Origin of the sequence: Mesorhizobium sp. M0019 (genome assembly GCF_040323975.1) — a bacterium.
Lineage (GTDB): Bacteria > Pseudomonadota > Alphaproteobacteria > Rhizobiales > Rhizobiaceae > Mesorhizobium.
This window is the reverse complement of record NZ_JAMYVK010000055.1, coordinates 1-14,285: the sequence shown is the minus strand read 5'-3', so window position 1 is coordinate 14,285 and position 14,285 is coordinate 1. Positions and strand designations below refer to the sequence as shown.

17 protein-coding genes are annotated in these 14,285 nt (G+C 61.3%); 10 read left to right on the top strand and 7 right to left on the bottom strand.

Annotated features, from left to right (window positions below; translation table 11 throughout):
- Positions 1-108 precede the first annotated feature (108 nt).
- Positions 109-1,284, bottom strand: a complete 1,176-nt coding sequence (locus NKK47_RS28975; RefSeq protein WP_352579185.1) for a hypothetical protein — start codon at positions 1,282-1,284, stop codon at positions 109-111.
- Between the two features lie 108 nt (positions 1,285-1,392).
- On the bottom strand, positions 1,393-1,872 hold the full coding sequence (locus NKK47_RS28970) for a hypothetical protein (RefSeq protein ID WP_352579184.1): 480 nt from the start codon (positions 1,870-1,872) through the stop codon (positions 1,393-1,395).
- A 230-nt stretch (positions 1,873-2,102) separates the two neighbouring features.
- Here NKK47_RS28970 and NKK47_RS28965 point away from each other — a divergent pair, with 230 nt between their 5' ends.
- Positions 2,103-4,256: a hypothetical protein gene (locus NKK47_RS28965; RefSeq protein ID WP_352579183.1), complete on the top strand. Its 2,154-nt coding sequence runs from the start codon at positions 2,103-2,105 to the stop codon at positions 4,254-4,256.
- A 142-nt stretch (positions 4,257-4,398) separates the two neighbouring features.
- Here the strand turns inward: NKK47_RS28965 and NKK47_RS28960 are convergent, their stop codons facing one another.
- Together NKK47_RS28960 and NKK47_RS28955 are read right to left on the bottom strand one after the other, a co-directional pair.
- Complete coding sequence (locus NKK47_RS28960) at positions 4,399-4,803, bottom strand: hypothetical protein (protein WP_352579182.1); 405 nt, start codon at positions 4,801-4,803, stop codon at positions 4,399-4,401.
- A 2-nt stretch (positions 4,804-4,805) separates the two neighbouring features.
- A complete protein-coding gene (locus tag NKK47_RS28955; RefSeq protein WP_352579181.1) occupies positions 4,806-5,255 on the bottom strand; it encodes a hypothetical protein in 450 nt (149 codons plus the stop codon).
- Between the two features lie 123 nt (positions 5,256-5,378).
- Between NKK47_RS28955 and NKK47_RS28950 the strand changes: the two genes are divergently transcribed.
- Entirely contained in the window at positions 5,379-5,675 is a 297-nt protein-coding gene (locus NKK47_RS28950) for a helix-turn-helix domain-containing protein (RefSeq protein ID WP_352579180.1), read from the top strand.
- Between the two features lie 14 nt (positions 5,676-5,689).
- Positions 5,690-5,911: a hypothetical protein gene (locus NKK47_RS28945; RefSeq protein ID WP_352579179.1), complete on the top strand. Its 222-nt coding sequence runs from the start codon at positions 5,690-5,692 to the stop codon at positions 5,909-5,911.
- 277 nt (positions 5,912-6,188) lie between these two features.
- On the opposite strand, the gene NKK47_RS28940 is transcribed toward NKK47_RS28945, so the two are convergent.
- The 3 genes from NKK47_RS28940 to NKK47_RS28930 form a co-directional block, all read right to left on the bottom strand.
- Positions 6,189-6,731, bottom strand: coding sequence for a helix-turn-helix domain-containing protein (locus NKK47_RS28940; RefSeq protein ID WP_352579178.1), 543 nt, complete (start codon positions 6,729-6,731; stop codon positions 6,189-6,191).
- 158 nt (positions 6,732-6,889) lie between these two features.
- A complete protein-coding gene (locus NKK47_RS28935) occupies positions 6,890-7,423 on the bottom strand; it encodes a hypothetical protein (RefSeq protein WP_352579177.1) in 534 nt (177 codons plus the stop codon).
- Positions 7,424-7,628: 205 nt separating this feature from the next.
- A complete protein-coding gene (locus NKK47_RS28930; protein WP_352579176.1) occupies positions 7,629-8,804 on the bottom strand; it encodes a hypothetical protein in 1,176 nt (391 codons plus the stop codon).
- 172 nt (positions 8,805-8,976) lie between these two features.
- On the opposite strand from NKK47_RS28930, the gene NKK47_RS28925 reads away from it, so the two are divergent.
- The 7 genes from NKK47_RS28925 (at position 8,977) to NKK47_RS28895 (ending at position 13,492) form a co-directional block, all read left to right on the top strand.
- Positions 8,977-9,273: a hypothetical protein gene (locus NKK47_RS28925; RefSeq protein ID WP_352579175.1), complete on the top strand. Its 297-nt coding sequence runs from the start codon at positions 8,977-8,979 to the stop codon at positions 9,271-9,273.
- Between the two features lie 169 nt (positions 9,274-9,442).
- Positions 9,443-9,754 (top strand): hypothetical protein, encoded by a 312-nt coding sequence (locus NKK47_RS28920; RefSeq protein WP_352579174.1) that lies wholly within the window; start codon positions 9,443-9,445, stop codon positions 9,752-9,754.
- Positions 9,741-11,204 carry a S49 family peptidase gene (locus tag NKK47_RS28915; protein ID WP_352579173.1) on the top strand — a complete coding sequence of 488 codons (1,464 nt, stop codon included), beginning with the start codon at positions 9,741-9,743 and terminating at the stop codon, positions 11,202-11,204. The genes NKK47_RS28920 and NKK47_RS28915 overlap by 14 nt, the downstream gene beginning before the upstream one ends.
- Before the next feature lie 16 nt (positions 11,205-11,220).
- Positions 11,221-11,448, top strand: coding sequence for a hypothetical protein (locus NKK47_RS28910; RefSeq protein WP_352579172.1), 228 nt, complete (start codon positions 11,221-11,223; stop codon positions 11,446-11,448).
- 13 nt (positions 11,449-11,461) lie between these two features.
- Complete coding sequence (locus NKK47_RS28905) at positions 11,462-11,830, top strand: hypothetical protein (protein ID WP_352579171.1); 369 nt, start codon at positions 11,462-11,464, stop codon at positions 11,828-11,830.
- 1 nt (position 11,831) lies between these two features.
- Complete coding sequence (locus tag NKK47_RS28900; RefSeq protein WP_352579170.1) at positions 11,832-12,101, top strand: hypothetical protein; 270 nt, start codon at positions 11,832-11,834, stop codon at positions 12,099-12,101.
- Entirely contained in the window at positions 12,098-13,492 is a 1,395-nt protein-coding gene (locus NKK47_RS28895) for a helicase HerA-like domain-containing protein (protein WP_352579169.1), read from the top strand. The genes NKK47_RS28900 and NKK47_RS28895 overlap by 4 nt, the downstream gene beginning before the upstream one ends.
- The last annotated feature ends 793 nt before the right edge of the window (positions 13,493-14,285 follow it).

Here is a 14,285-nt window from a genome sequence, read left to right as displayed (position 1 = left end):
ATTGGAGGTCGCGCCATTTTGAGACCTCCCAGACCGAAGGAGCGAGGTCGTTCGCTGCAAATTGGCCGGGCGCCAGGTGAATGCGGCAGCCGGTCGGCGTCGGTGGGCCTAGACGCCAGCCACGCCGTCGGCGCGGAAGTGGAAGCTGTCCACCGTCCTCTCGCGAGCAGCTCCGAACAGCGAGGGGGTCGCGAGCAGTTGCTCCATCTTGGCGTTGATCGTCCAGGGTTCGTCGACGAGGCACCAGTCAAGCTGGAAGTAATCGGCGTCCTTCGAGATCAGGAGTCCCACGCCGATTCGGGTCTTGAGATCGTACTTGGCCGCCTTGGTGAACATCACCAGGGCGTTGGTTCTCATTTTGGTGCCGTCCTCGCCGGTTGCAGGCAATTCTGGGTCGAGGCTAGCGACCATGAACGTACAATCCGACTTTGCGAATGCGAACCGAAACGGTCGACGAGGATCACCAGTCCTACTAGCCTCTAGGGAGATGACGAGCCTCGTCTTGAACTCGCGCCAAACAGATCTTGGGACGCGAGCAAACTCCTCCAAGATCCGGTAATAGTCTGTGCTCTTTTCGAGGTTGACGATGTGATCTTGGAGGTCCCGCATGATGTTTGAGAGATCGAATGCATCGAGGTCCTGCACGAAGGCACGCAACTTCTCGATCGATCCAGGTTCTGGCAGGGCCTTCTCCGAAAGGAACGCCACCATGATGTCGGGCTCCTCGACGACCACGCCATCCTCACGCAGCCGCGGCAGGACTGACTCTCGATATTCGAAGTACAGGCGCACGTCGTCGGGAACGCGCAGCTTGTCCAATATGCCCAGGTAGTCGTTCGCTGCGACGACGTGAATGAACCCGGCCGTGGCCGAGAGGTGAAACTTGGTGCTCCAGCAGTCCTCAGGCAGTGACCGTCCGGCGAGGAAGACGACAATCTTCTTGACGTCCTGTAGATCGGCTCCTCTCACGGCGACCTCGTGACCTTGCTCGTTCGTGAGGCGGATCTCCTCGTTCTCTGCCAGATACCGCAATGAATCCTTGATCTGATCCGTCCCCTTCCGGAGTACCTTCCTCCGGAACCACTGACGTTCGGCCTCCGGGTCTGAGGTCTCCTCGGTCCGTTCCTTGAGCTGGAACACCAGGGCCAACGAGCCGATCTTGACGATTCCGTCCGCCAATTCGACCTGATGCTTCGGACGAGGAAAGAACCGCGTCCCAGAGAAAGTGAATTCCTTCCAGAAAGTGGTGGCGTTGAGTTGAGCAGTAAATTCTTCGAGCGTCATGCCGTGCACAGTAGGCGGTCGCCGGCAAATGTTGAAGAGCCAGGCGCAGGCATCGTATCTGGCAACCGCACGTCCATGAGCGAGACTGAACGAAAGGCCGCTGGTTCATCACCTGCCCGTCACCGGCTTCGGATCGAAGCGATCGTCGACAACGGCCTGATAGAGGTCGTCGTCGAGCACGGACACTATGATGCGGCGCAGGAATTCGTCAGGCGCGATCCCGACTTGCTTCGCTCTCTTCGTGAGCTTCGTTCGCGGGCCGAAGCCTAGCGCCACGGGCATGATTGAACATCGCTGCCCCTTCGCCTCCGGGAGAGGAAGGCCCCATCGCCGCCATTGTCCGCGAATTGTATCCTTGCTTGTGCCGTCATTCAGGATCCTTTCGATCTCGCGCGACGTGTAGCCTCGCCCGGTGAGGTACCCGACATAGGCGCACTTTGCGTTCGACCAACTCAAGAGCGGCCAGGGCGCCTTGTACCTGTCGGTGTGAAAGCGCTTGCCCTTCCCGAGCGGCTTAGACGCTGGCGCGTCGTGGTAGTGCCGGTATTTGATTTCGGCGTCAGCCGTGTCGTCGACGAGCGCCGCCATGGTCGGCTGGAGCGGTGGCGCTTCGACTACCTTGCGTGTCGGCGGCGTCTCGTTGACCGCATGCCTTCGTGCTACGCGCGCGAGGCGATTCCTTCTGATTTTTTCGATAGAATTCGCACGACGCGCCAACACTTCCTCCACAATGCGAACTTTCGTCCCACCAATACGGTGAATCTTAGGACGATGTCTGATAGCATGAAGTCGAATTTATCTCGAGCCGGAGTTTTGATATGGCACGCACGTTGGTTGGTCGCTTACAGCTCGTCGTGCAGGCGATGGGTCTTGGCGAGGCCAAGAAGGTCGAGGGCGCGATGTCCTCGATCGAGAGGGCTGCCAAACGCCTGTCGTCTGCCCAATGGGGGCAGAATTTCCAGCGTCAACTCGAGAAGATGGCGCTCGGCGCCCGAGAGATCGATGTCGTTCGCCGGTCGTGGGACAATCTGCAGAAAGACATGGCCGGTCGCGGCCTGACCGCGGCGCTGAAGAAGTCCGAAATATCGGCATGGAAGACCGCGACACTTGGGCAGTTCGCCCAGGTCCGCGCCGGGATGCGGGAGACCGAGCGCGAGGCCAACCGGATCAGCCGCGGCATCCAGAAGGCACTGCGGCCAGCCTATGTGATGCTCGGCGGCTACACTGGGGTCTACATGACCGGCGTGCTCGGCCGCGAGGCGATCGCTGCCTCGGCCGAGCGCCAGCGGGAGTACTTCCGGCAGCGGATGGCCGGCATCCCGCAGGGCGAGCAGGGTCAGATCTTCGATCGTTCGCAGCAGCTCTCGCAGAAGTACCCGTCGGTCAACATCACCGACATCATGGAAATGGCGCGGACCGCGCGCAACACGATGGGCTCGACCGAACGTGGCATGGAAGTGCTCGACCGGATGGTGCAGGGGTTCGTCACCCTGCAATCGGCGAATGGGATCGAAGCGGCCACAAGCAGCCTTATGGGCCTGATGAAGGGGCTCGACAACCTCGGCACCAATTCGAACGGCGCGGAAGGCGTGCAGAACGTCAACAACCTCATCGACGCATTCATCAAAGCTTCGCAGATCGAAGGCCAGGACTTCGACGTTGGATCAGTTTGGTCACTTGCGAGGCGCTCGCGGATTGCCGGTCCCGGGCTAAGTCCCGAATTCCTTGCCACGGTCGCTCCGGCAATGATCCAGGACATGGGCGCCGACGGCGCCGGCACCGCGCTCGCCATGGCCTACAAGTCCTTCGTGATCGGGGCCAGTGACAATGCCAGCAAACCGAACCTAGCCGAGCAGAAGCGAATGGGCCTGCGCTCCGGAGAGGGTAAGGGCAATTTGGTCGACTCCGACCTGTTCGGCACTAATCCCTACGCTTGGGTGAAAAAGTACCTTGTGCCCGCCCTGAAGCAGGACGGTGTCGACATTAACAACGATACGGCCGTGGCCAAGGCTGTGTCGGGCCTGTCACGCAATTCCAGCGCCACCGGGTTGCTGACGCGGCTGATCACCCAGATGCCCCAGATCGAGCGCCTGGTCGGCCTCTACAATCGCGGCATGGGAACTGAGGCGGCGGAAAGGGCAGCCGCCGAGGATCCAATCGTCGCCTATCGCGGCTTTCAGGAGTCGCTTCGAAACCTGTCTGCCTCCGTCGGCGAAACCGTCATGCCGGTGATCGTGCCGGCTCTCAACTCGCTGGCCGGTACTATCAACTCCTTCGCTGAGATGGTCGCCAAGGGCGACCCTCGAGTCCTTGGCGGCATGGGCGTGCTGGGTGCCGGCGTGGCCGCCTACGGCACGTGGAAGGTCGCGGCCGGCATATACGGCCTGATCACCGCCGGTGCCGCCTTGAACGAAGCGGCTGCCGCTCTGACGGCCGCCGCGATTGCGCAAGGCGGCGGCGTAGGTGGTGCTGCTGCTGCCAAGAAGGGTGGCGGCTGGCTTTCAATGTTGGGATTGGGGTCACTCGCCGGCCTGGCTGCCGGTTCGATGAACCTCGCCCAAGGCGGATGGTTCCAGACCGAATGGGAGCGCCAACGCAACGGAAAAAACATGGCGGGGATCAAGCGACGCCTCGCCGAGAATAGGCTCTACGGGGGTCCATCGCATTCCGATGAACACGAGCGAGACAACAGCCTCTACGGCAAGATGTTCGTTAGCCCGCAGAGGGCCGGCGGCATCGCGAACACCCTTAATCCGCCGAACCCATTCGACAAGATGATTGCGGGCATGGAAAAGGTCAACTCGACGACGGTTTCGCCCACGGTTGACCCCTCCTCGATCGACGCCGCTACCGCCAAGGCGAACTCGTTGCTCGGGCTACTTCACCAAATTGGTGCTGCCGCTTCGGCGGCAGCCTCGGCCGTCGACGCTCAGATGCGGCGGGCGCACTCCGACTTCGGGGTCGTGCCTTAGAAAAGCGCCTGTCCGGTGTTTGTCCCGGAAAAGTCCGGGATTTGTCCGGCTTTTGTCCGAAAATGGCGGCGCGCTCAGTGCCCGCCGCCTCCGGCGCCGTGGAATCCTTGCAGGCCCGCGCATTTCGACGGCGGGCGGATCGTCAGACGGCGAGCGATCGCAGCAATTCGATCGCATTGTCGGCTATCCGCACGCCTTCTTCGTCGACCTCTATCGTCGAGAGCAGGTAGCGCGCCTTTGCGGCTACCTCGCCCATGTCGACCGGCCGGTAATCGCGAAGCGCCTGGAATGCTTCCCATTCCGCGTCGCTCGCATCCTCCTGCACGACCCGCCAAGTTGGAGCGCCGCCAGCTTTCGCCAGTTTTTCGAACGCCTCGTCGTATAGGACAGTCGCCGCGGTCAGCGACGCCCTGGCGGCGCGGTGGGCGTCGATCAGTTCTTGGACAACCGATGGAGCGTCCGCAGCACTTCGCGCGCGTCCTGGGCCTGCGGCGGCTGGAATGGCGGCCAATGCGCCGAGTAAGGTGCGGCGAGTGAGTTTGGACATGTTCACGCCTCCGCTTCGAGATAGGCCAGGGCGGCATTGAGGAGCGGCGGAAGCATGCCGGACGGCGGAAAGTCCCCGATCTCAGTGAGAACAAGCCGCAGCGCGGCGCTGGCTCCTTCGCGTGACACAGCAGGCTGCGTCCATTCTTCAATATCGCGCATCGGCGGAAAGTAGGTGACATCCGCAAGTGCATCCAGCGCCTCGTCGTCACGGTTGCCGCGAGATCCGCATTGGTAAGCAGCGCACGCGGCTCGGTAGCGCTCGATCAAGCCTAACAGGGGATCGAGTTCGGTCGCCGCGCGCCGCGGGCTCGGGTCGATGTCCGGTCCCTCCGAAGACGCAAACGCCGCCGCCGGAGCCAGCGCGGCAGGAATCGCGGCAATTCCGCCCATTACGGAGCGGCGGCTGATTTTTGGCATGCCTTCGGCGGCTGCCCGAAACGAGTTCGACATGATATTCCCCCCTACGGGATCGACAACAGGGATTGTTGGCGTGCAAGCGAAGTTGCGGCGTCATTCACTTCGTGTCAATATGTTTCATATAGTTCTGCTCAAAATAATGGGGGACGAAAAATCATGACGCCGCAACAATGTCGCGCTGCCCGCGCGCTCGTCGGTTGGTCGCAGCAGCAGCTAGCGGACGCTGCATCAATTGGCGTAGCCACCATCCGGGTGTTCGAAGGTGGCGGCTCCGAGCCGCGAAGCGCCACCTTGCAAGTGCTGTGCCTCGCCCTTGAGGCCGCCGGCGTGGTCTTTCTGGGCGATGGCGATTGCGTCGAGGGCGGGCCGGGTGTGAGGCTCAAGAAAGTGTTGCCGCCTGCCACTCTGTTGCCAGGCGGGGAAGCCGGCATGATCCAAAACAACGAGATGTAGGGACGGAAATCGAAATGGCCGAAGAAAAGAACTATAATCGAGAGCACATTGCATCAGGCGGGATGATATCGGGCAGCAGCACCGGCCGATTGACCGTCGGCGACCTCAGGGACGCGATCGCGCAGTTGCCGGATAACGCCGATGTAATTTTCGGAACTTGCAGCCACGGCGATCCGCTCACCTTCTATCGTTTCAAAATGCGAGGTGAGAGCATCATCTCGATCGAACTCAATTAAAGGCGCGCCCGCCGTAAGATGAGGAACTTGCGCGCGATCGCCGACTCATGGCGCACTTCCTCATAACGCTTGGGGAGGTTGACAATGCCGGACATGGAAATGAGAGACGGCAAGGTCTTTCGGCGCTGCCCGGCATGCAGCCAGTGGTTCCAATTTGGTCCGCATCGATATGACGGCAAAACGCTCTCTTCGGGCGTGACGGTATGCACGCCGTGCGCCCCGGACGATGCAATGGACAAATACATTGCCGCTCGGCGGCGGCGATAAACGTCACGCATCAAATAGCTGGCTTGGCCGCTTTAGCCTTCTTTTTCAGGCGCTCGGCTTTCCGCGCGGCGACCCCTTCAGCATGAAGCCGACGCCTTTCTGCAGCTCTTTCATGCATCGCCTGTTTGGCCCGGGCGCGCTCTTCGCGCGCGGCCACGGCCGCGTTCCAACATGCCAGTGCTCGAGCGCTCTGCTCCGCGTCGCGCCGGTCACGATCGATTTCTGCTGACCTCTTGTACGCGTAGCTACCAAACGGCTTGGTGTATGGCGTGACCCTAGTCTTCCGAGCTTCCATGAAAGCCTCAATGTCGCTGAGATGGTAGCGACGCGACACTCTCGACCACCGGCCGACGTTTACGAAGGGAATCTCTCCCGCCATGGTCAGATCTGTTAGTTGGCGAATTGAAATCGCCAGCATAGCGGCCGCTTCGCGGGGCTTGATTAAGACACCTGGCATTCCCTGTCCCTCGCTTCGGGAACTCGGCGGCGCCCCCGAAATGAACTGCACGGCCGCCGCCGCGTGTCCTTCCGAGAGCCCACGATCGGGCAGCATGTGGAATGTCTCATAAAAGCATGATCGTCCGGGCAGCGCGACCAGCGCGCGCCGCTGTCCCCGCTTTCCACATCGAATTGCGATCGACGGCGGAGCGCTGGTTCTGCTTCGAAGCCACGCGAGCGAAAGCTTGCGCTGATCTGCTCGACGGATTGTGCTCAAAAAAGCGAATTAAGCAGCCAACCAACGAACGCAACTCCGCCGAGAAATAGGCCCTTCAGTGCGGCGTCGGTGGCATTGTTGAATAGCTGGCTGTTTGCAGCCATGACTGTTCGATTCTGAACGATTAGCTCGTCATAGTGCTCGCATTGCTCCGCAAGTGACGCCTCCCAAGGTTTTTTGATCGAAATGTCGTCCTCCCAGTTTCCAGGTTGACTGCCCGAAAACCCGAAATCGACAGAGCGACCTGAATGAACAGCCGACCACGAAGCGCCGATAAGTACCGCTGCGACTGTAGATGCCACTATTGCGAGAGGAGCGTTTGGCGGCTCCGCGCTGGCGAGACCGTAAGCCCCACTGATTAGAACCACTGCAGCCGCCGAAGCTAATCCGGCAAAGGTGTACGCCCGCTGATCCGCTGCGATCGCGGATAACATCTGTGCATCCAGATGAGCTTCAGCTTGACGCAGGATTTCCTTTAGGCTGTCCTCTTGGGCTGTTTGCAGTTTTTGCGAGAGGGGATTGTTATTCATGCATACACACCATCAAATCTATTCACAGCCAAGGAAAACAGATACCGGCAAGAAAAGCGATGGGTCTTCGTCCGGTAGCCGACAGGGCAACTTCGAGGGAGCCAAAGTTCACAAGCCGGAGCCTCGCCCCCAACCTCGGCCAACACCGAACCCCGAAAAAAAGGGAAAATAACGGGTGGCGCGGCCGAAGCCGCGCCACTCGCCTTCACTCCGCCGCGGCCAGGTCCTCGCCGGGATCCTCTACCAGGCCGAGCACGTCGCCAAGGTCGAAACAATCCGCCAGGCCGAGGCCGGATTCTGGGATCGACATGCTGTTTTTTCTGTATTGCTTCTCGGCATCGAAGGCGTCCTGCCCTTCTGGCGTGTCCGTGCGCAGCGCGACATCCTGGTCGACGGCCGCATCAGCGACGAGCGACGGCACGAGGTGCACCCACCGTCGCTGGCAAATGTGATGACGACCGCTTGCGTTCTCGACGAAGGCAAAGTCGCGTGTGGCGAAAACCTCGACGTCCGCCGCAATGTCAGGCTCGGGGGCTGCCGCCGGCGCGGGGTCGGAGTCGACCGCGGTAGGCTGGCCCGCGCGCTTGGCAGCAGCCCGGGCGCGAAGCCGGTCCGACAACAGCACTGTCGCAGGATCCCGAATGGCCGCCGGCGGCGTTCCGTCAGATCTCATTTCCGGGATCTGGCGATCGAGCCCGAACATCCGGGCGAGAACCTGGTCGCGACCGAACACCGAGCTCCGGTGTTCGAAGAGGTCGGGCGCGGCGGCGAAGAGGTTCTCGGCAACGATCGCCCGGAGCAGCTCAGCCGGGATGAAATGGTCATGGTGCCGAAGCGGATGATGCTGCTCGCGTGACCATGATCGGGCCTCGACGACGTTCAACCCCTCGGGCACCCTCGCCATGAAGGCAGCGCACGCCTTGCCGAAGATAGCAGCGGCCTTGGCGAGCTCGGGAGCGACTTCCTTGTCGACGAAGTCCGCGAGCGCCTCGTCGGCCCGGGCTGCCTCGTCACGCGTGTCCTGGTCGCGCGTGGCGGCCAGTGCGGTGCGAAGGTCGACCAACTGCTGATCCCCCTCGGCGATGCTCTCGACTATCGCCTCGAGGTGGTCGCGGGCAATCGCGACCGAGTGGCGGAGCTCCGCCGGCGGGTCGAGTGACGGATTATCGCGCACAAATGCGCGCATCGCGGTCTTGTGCTCCTCGAGCGCCTTGTCGACGAGGGACTGCTTTTTCGTCAGTTCGCCGCGCGCGGCTTCCTTCTGCGCGATATCTGCTTCGATCTTTGAAATAGGACTGGATTTCGAAAATGGATTCTTCACGATAGCTACTCCAACGGGGTTGAGGGGCCGTGCGGCGCCGGCCCGAAGGCCGGCCGCCAATTCTTCGGGGGTCGTTATTTCAGACTACCGGCCGGCCGAGCCGACAGCGCGCTTCCAGCCAGCGTCAGCCTTGCCATCGACAGCATCATCGCCGATGTGACGATTGACGTTGGCAACGGCCCGGTGCCATCCCTCCGCGGCTGGCGCGCCGCCGATCGGTTCGGGTGTCCCGATGCCGACGCCGGCCTTTGGTTCATTCTTCGGCCAGGCGGCCGCTGAAAGCTTCGCCGCGGCCGCAACGGCAGAATCAATTTCGGCCGCCGCGACCCGCGGTTATTCGCCGAATTTAGTTTTTCTCAAGGGCCGACGTCGTCGTTCAATCGAGAATGCCCAGAAGAGTTGGTTTCCGGTGGCAACTCTGTTAGATTTCCTCACAGTTTGTGGCGTTGAGGAGTACCGCTTTGGCGGCGAAGTCGAAGGGCCAGCCGATAGGCGGTCGATGGATCCCAGAAACATGTTCAGCTGCTGATCTTGCCGTGCTTCTCGGTATGGGCGGACGCAGTGTCGACCGCTGGATCCAGCGTGGAGTTTTCGTGCGAGCGGCTGGCCGCGGGCGGTTCGAAACGCTCGCTTCGATCCAAGCGTATGCTGACGATCTTCGCAGCAAAGCGGCGGGCCAGGCCTCGAGCACGGGAAAGTTGCTTGCCGACGAGCGAGCGGAGACCGAACAGGTCGACCGCGAAATCAAGAAGCTGAAGCTGGCACAGATCCGAGGCGAGGTTCTCACGCTCGAGGAGGTGACCGAGAGCTGGACGACCTTCGCATCAACCGTGAAGGCAGCGGTCTTGTCGATTCCCGGCCGGCTGCGATCGGAACTTCCCCACATGACGGCGCACGACGGCGAGACGGCCAAAAGGATCGCCCGCGAAGTGTTGACCGAGCTCGCCGACGAGGTGGAAGCGGTGGTTGTAGATGGCGATCCGAAGGAGATCACGCATGCGAGCCTATGACAGTGCAATGTCGGCGCCCTGGGCAATGCTGCCCGAGCATGTCGAGAACCTGCTGACGATCGCCGCTCGTGAACATGATCCACAGGCCCTTGAGGCGTATCGAGCGAACCGCGCTGATCGTGGTGAGCGATTGGGCATTCGAGACAACGTCGCGATCCTCAACATTGCTGGCCCCCTTTTCAAGCGGGCCAATCTGCTGGTCTCCTTTTCCGGCGCAACGTCGTACGAGATTCTGCGCCGGGATCTTCAAGCTGCGCTCGACGACAAAGCCGTCGACGCGATCATCCTGAACATCGATAGCCCCGGTGGAGAGGCATCGGGCTGTGATGAACTGGCGGCGGCCATCTTTGCTGCGCGCGCGCAGAAGCCCATCACCGCCTACGTCAGCGGCATGGCCGCGAGCGGCGGCTACTGGCTGGCTGCTGCTGCCGATCGCATCGTGGTGAGCGACGCCGCCATTCTGGGTTCCATTGGGGTCGTCCTCGGGGTCACGGACAGGACCAAAGCTGATGAGCGCGCGGGCATTGCGCGCCTCGAGTTTGTCTCGTCGCAGTCACCAGGCAAGCGGCCCGATCACACCACGGACGCCGGCCGCGCTCGAGTCCAGAAGCTCGTCGATGATCTGGGCGACGTCTTCGTGACGGCCGTCTCCAAGTATCGCGGTGTTTCCAAGTCGACTGTGCTGAACGATTTCGGCCAAGGCGGCATGGAAGTCGGCGCCAATGCCGTCAAACGCAGGATGGCCGACGAGGTTGGCCAGTTCGAAGCCACCTTGCGAGCCCTCTCCGCTCGCGGCAAGGGCGCCAGGAGCATTCGCCCCGCCCTCACCGGCTCGATGCCGCCGGCGGGGTCCTCGCTGGCGCTGGCAGCCGCGCCAGCGGCCTTGCCGGCCCCGGTGCACGTTGATGCTACGCTGACAGACGCTCAAATCCGGTCTTACCAGTCACAGGGGCTCTCCTCCGAGCAAATCGCAGTTGTCGCCGACGCACAACGCAAAGGCGCCCTTGCGGTCCGGCAACGGTACAGCGCCTTCTTGGCACTGGACGATCGTTTGGCTGTCCCGGCTCTTTATGCCCACCTACGAGACGAGACCGACATATCGGCCGACCAGGCGGCCAAGATCCTGAAAGCGGCCAAGGAGGACTTGCAGGCTCTCGTCGTGGTGATCGCCGTGGATCCGGCGGAAGCCTATCTCGCGCAGAAGGCCAAAGACGGCGCCCTCGGGCTTGATTGGCATCCAGACTACCATTCGCCGAATGGCGGCGAGGCGTTCATACGGTCCCTTAACGCGTTTTCTGCAGGGCGCGTGCGGGCAGCAGAGCACCCACGTAAGCAAGCAAGCCGCGCGGCGTCCGCGCCTGCTTCTGTGCGAGCGAGCGAGGCAGCAGCGCAGCGTGCGCAACCAGACGCCAGCTTGCGCATTATGAGGCCGGGCCGCAGTGGCCCGTGATTGTGAGTGAGCGTGCATGAGCCTGAAACACCAAGCTGCCTATGCCGGCATCTTCAAACCAAGCGACCTCGAGCTGCTGTGCCGCGTGCTGGATATGACCTTGCCAAAGGGCGCATCAGCGAGGGAGCGTGAGGCGCACGCCGCCACACTCGTGACGCTGTTCAAGGCCGACATCGTGGAGGAGGCCGACCTGGTGGCGACATTCAAGGGCACTGCTGAACAGCCGCATGACAAGGCTGCCTGAGTGACCTAAGCGCATGCTTTTATTGCTGTTTTTGCCCTTTTCGTTTGCGAAAAGCGTCCATTTATGCGACTATTCCATGCAAAACGGCCCTGCCGAGAGTTGGCGCTCCTGGCAGGGCCTCACCGAAACGAGTTCACGGAAGGAACCTCGCATGGCTGTCCAAGCTCATACCCTTTTTGCATCTGAAAATCACCTCACAACGGAACAGCTTGCTGCCGTGCAGGCCTATGCTGCCAAGCATGGACGCAAATGGAAGTCCGTCCTTCGCGATGCCTGGATGGGCCGTCCGCCATATGACGACACCGGCACGCTGCGCAACCTGCGCAATACCCACGGCTCATCATGGCTGGAAGGTTTCCGGCTGCCGAAGGCGGAGAGCTGAGATGACCGACCTGCCTTACGCAATCGGAAAGGCTCGCTTCGCCAAAGGCATGCTCGCGGTCCGCTGCCCTTCGTCGACAGGCTATAAAACTCGGGCCGCTCGCCTGATCGGCGACGGCCTGAATTGCCGTTGGTCCGGCCGGGAGCGGGCCTACATCGCCAGCCCGTCGAAGGTGGCGAAGTTCGAGAAGCTCTTTGCTGGCGGCTGGGACGCCAGTTCGTTCTCCGGCGCGCTCGAGGCGCCGCGGGTCCAGGAGGAAGCAGCATCATGAGCAGGATCGATATCGGCCGCACTGCCGCCGGCGCAATTGTCGCGTTGCCGCTCCGCCTGGCCAATCGACATGGCCTGGTGACCGGCGCCACCGGCACGGGCAAGACCGTCACACTGCAACGCCTTGCCGAGCAATTCAGCGCCGCCGGCGTTCCCGTCTTCGCGGCCGACATCAAGGGCGACCTTTCAGGGGTCGCCACCGCTGCGCCCGTCGCTTTCTGGGACATCTTCGGCCGCCACGGGCTGCCGGTGCGGACGAGCGTGCAGGACATGGGCGCTGGCCTGCTGGCGCGCATGCTCGGGCTCAATCAGGCGCAGGAAGGCGCGATGGATATCGTGTTCCGCAAATCGGAGGACGAGCAGGCCTACATGCTGTCGCTGGACGATCTGCGCTGGTCGCTCAACGACATGATCGAAGAGCGGGAGGACGTCTGCCGGAAGTATGGCAATGTGACCGCTGCTTCGATCGCAGCCATCCAACGCAATTTGCTGGCGCTGGAAGCTCAAGGCGGGGATCGCCTGTTCGGCGAGCCGCCGTTTGATATCCTCGACCTGATGGCTGTCGACGCAGAGGGCAGGGGCACTATCAACTTGCTGCACGCCGACCAATTGCTCGAGGCGCCGAAGCTTTACGCCACGTTCCTGCTGTGGCTGCTGTCCGAGCTCTTCCGCAAATTGCCCGAAGCCGGCGACCTGCCCAAGCCCAAGCTCGTGTTCTTCTTCGACGAGGCGCATCTGCTGTTCGCCGATGCACCGAAACACCTGCTGCAGAAGATCGAGCGGCTTGTGCGTCTCGTGAGATCCAAGGGCGTGGGCGTGTTCTTCGTCACGCAATCGCCCACGGACGTGCCGGCCGCAGTCCTGGAACAGCTCGGAACGAGGATCCTGCATGCTATGCGCGCGCACACCGCGGAATCGCTGAAGAAGATCAAGGCGGCGGCCGATACAATTCGCCCGCGCAAGGGCTTCAAGACGCGCGAGGAATTGCCGACGTTGAAGATCGGCGAGGCGCTGATCTCCGTCATCGGCGAGGACAACGTCCCGAGCGAGGTCGAGAAGGTCCAGGTCATCATGCCGGCCGGGCAGATCGGATCGATTTCAGATGAAGAGCGCCAGGTCGTGCTCGAGTCGACACCCTTGCGGAAGAAATACCATGCCGGGCTGGACGAGAACGCCGCAGGGCGGGCGTTCAGCCGGCGCATGATGGAGGCGAGGGGGATTGATCCCGGTCCGGAAGGCACCGCAGCGCCGGAGGCTAACATCTATCTGAGGCACGTTCCGTCGATCGATATCAGCGCCGATCCAGGCAAGAGCGTCAAGCGCCGGCTGGTCGGGATCGCGAGCTGGGGGGCTGTAGCTGCGATCGGATTGAAGATGGCAGGGGTGATATAGTCCGTCGCCGTCAGGTTCGAGAGAAGTAGCCGCCCCGACGGGGTATTGGATCAATACTGTGAACAATCAATAATATAGACTTTTACTTCTTTTCTCGATTTCATGGGTCGGAATGGGGGGGCGAGTCGGTGTCATTTGCTATCGGTCTACGGTTCTATCGAATATCTGTTCGTAAGAAGGGGAGTGACGCCGCTTTAGAGGTGGGGGCATTCTGCGAACCATGCGATTTGATGGATTTCGCGTCTGACTTTGCGCAACGGCGTATCGATCCGACGGTCGAAACTTCCGAGCCGAGGACATGGTTCTTCGAACCAATTGCCACCTCGTCAATAAGAACGGTGCAAGGCCTTATCAATTATGGAACTCACGGCTTTGAGAGCAAGTTCAAGGACGTAAGGACGCGGAAAGAAAAATACAAAAGGCAAACCTCGGATTTAGAAGAGATACCCTTGTTTTTTCAGATATGGGTGCCAAGCGGGTCGTTTCACGCTCTGATGGCGTTCCAATCATTCCAGGGCCGGTCATGTGTCTCGTTCGTGCGCAGCGCAATGCTTCGAGACTTTGCGGAAAGATACCCTGGTTACCGGTTGACCTTCAATGTGGTCGCCCCGGCATCCGCTTTCATGGACGAGGTTCCAGTCAAATCCGTCACTTTTTTCAAGCCGCGGCCATCGAATGACCGAGCAGATCAATACTTGCTTGGACGTAAGAGACCGTTTTGAAAATCGGCTGGCTATGGGTTCCGTCTGAGGCTTGGTTGTGATTCAAGCTTTAGATGTGGACAGAGCAGAGC

What these genes read in the sequence shown, in the direction of transcription:
- NKK47_RS28905 (WP_352579171.1), top strand. Translation starts at nt 11,462, where the DNA reads ATGCTTTTATTGCTGTTTTTGCCCTTTTCGTTTGCGAAAAGCGTCCAT.
- NKK47_RS28925 (WP_352579175.1), top strand. Translation starts at nt 8,977, where the DNA reads ATGCCGACGCCGGCCTTTGGTTCATTCTTCGGCCAGGCGGCCGCTGAA.
- NKK47_RS28940 (WP_352579178.1), bottom strand. Translation starts at nt 6,731, where the DNA reads ATGCTGCCCGATCGTGGGCTCTCGGAAGGACACGCGGCGGCGGCCGTG.
- NKK47_RS28945 (WP_352579179.1), top strand. Translation starts at nt 5,690, where the DNA reads ATGGCCGAAGAAAAGAACTATAATCGAGAGCACATTGCATCAGGCGGG.
- NKK47_RS28910 (WP_352579172.1), top strand. Translation starts at nt 11,221, where the DNA reads ATGAGCCTGAAACACCAAGCTGCCTATGCCGGCATCTTCAAACCAAGC.
- NKK47_RS28950 (WP_352579180.1), top strand. Translation starts at nt 5,379, where the DNA reads ATGACGCCGCAACAATGTCGCGCTGCCCGCGCGCTCGTCGGTTGGTCG.
- NKK47_RS28960 (WP_352579182.1), bottom strand. Translation starts at nt 4,803, where the DNA reads ATGTCCAAACTCACTCGCCGCACCTTACTCGGCGCATTGGCCGCCATT.
- NKK47_RS28935 (WP_352579177.1), bottom strand. Translation starts at nt 7,423, where the DNA reads ATGAATAACAATCCCCTCTCGCAAAAACTGCAAACAGCCCAAGAGGAC.
- NKK47_RS28975 (WP_352579185.1), bottom strand. Translation starts at nt 1,284, where the DNA reads ATGACGCTCGAAGAATTTACTGCTCAACTCAACGCCACCACTTTCTGG.
- NKK47_RS28900 (WP_352579170.1), top strand. Translation starts at nt 11,832, where the DNA reads ATGACCGACCTGCCTTACGCAATCGGAAAGGCTCGCTTCGCCAAAGGC.
- NKK47_RS28965 (WP_352579183.1), top strand. Translation starts at nt 2,103, where the DNA reads ATGGCACGCACGTTGGTTGGTCGCTTACAGCTCGTCGTGCAGGCGATG.
- NKK47_RS28955 (WP_352579181.1), bottom strand. Translation starts at nt 5,255, where the DNA reads ATGTCGAACTCGTTTCGGGCAGCCGCCGAAGGCATGCCAAAAATCAGC.
- NKK47_RS28895 (WP_352579169.1), top strand. Translation starts at nt 12,098, where the DNA reads ATGAGCAGGATCGATATCGGCCGCACTGCCGCCGGCGCAATTGTCGCG.
- NKK47_RS28915 (WP_352579173.1), top strand. Translation starts at nt 9,741, where the DNA reads ATGCGAGCCTATGACAGTGCAATGTCGGCGCCCTGGGCAATGCTGCCC.
- NKK47_RS28970 (WP_352579184.1), bottom strand. Translation starts at nt 1,872, where the DNA reads ATGGCGGCGCTCGTCGACGACACGGCTGACGCCGAAATCAAATACCGG.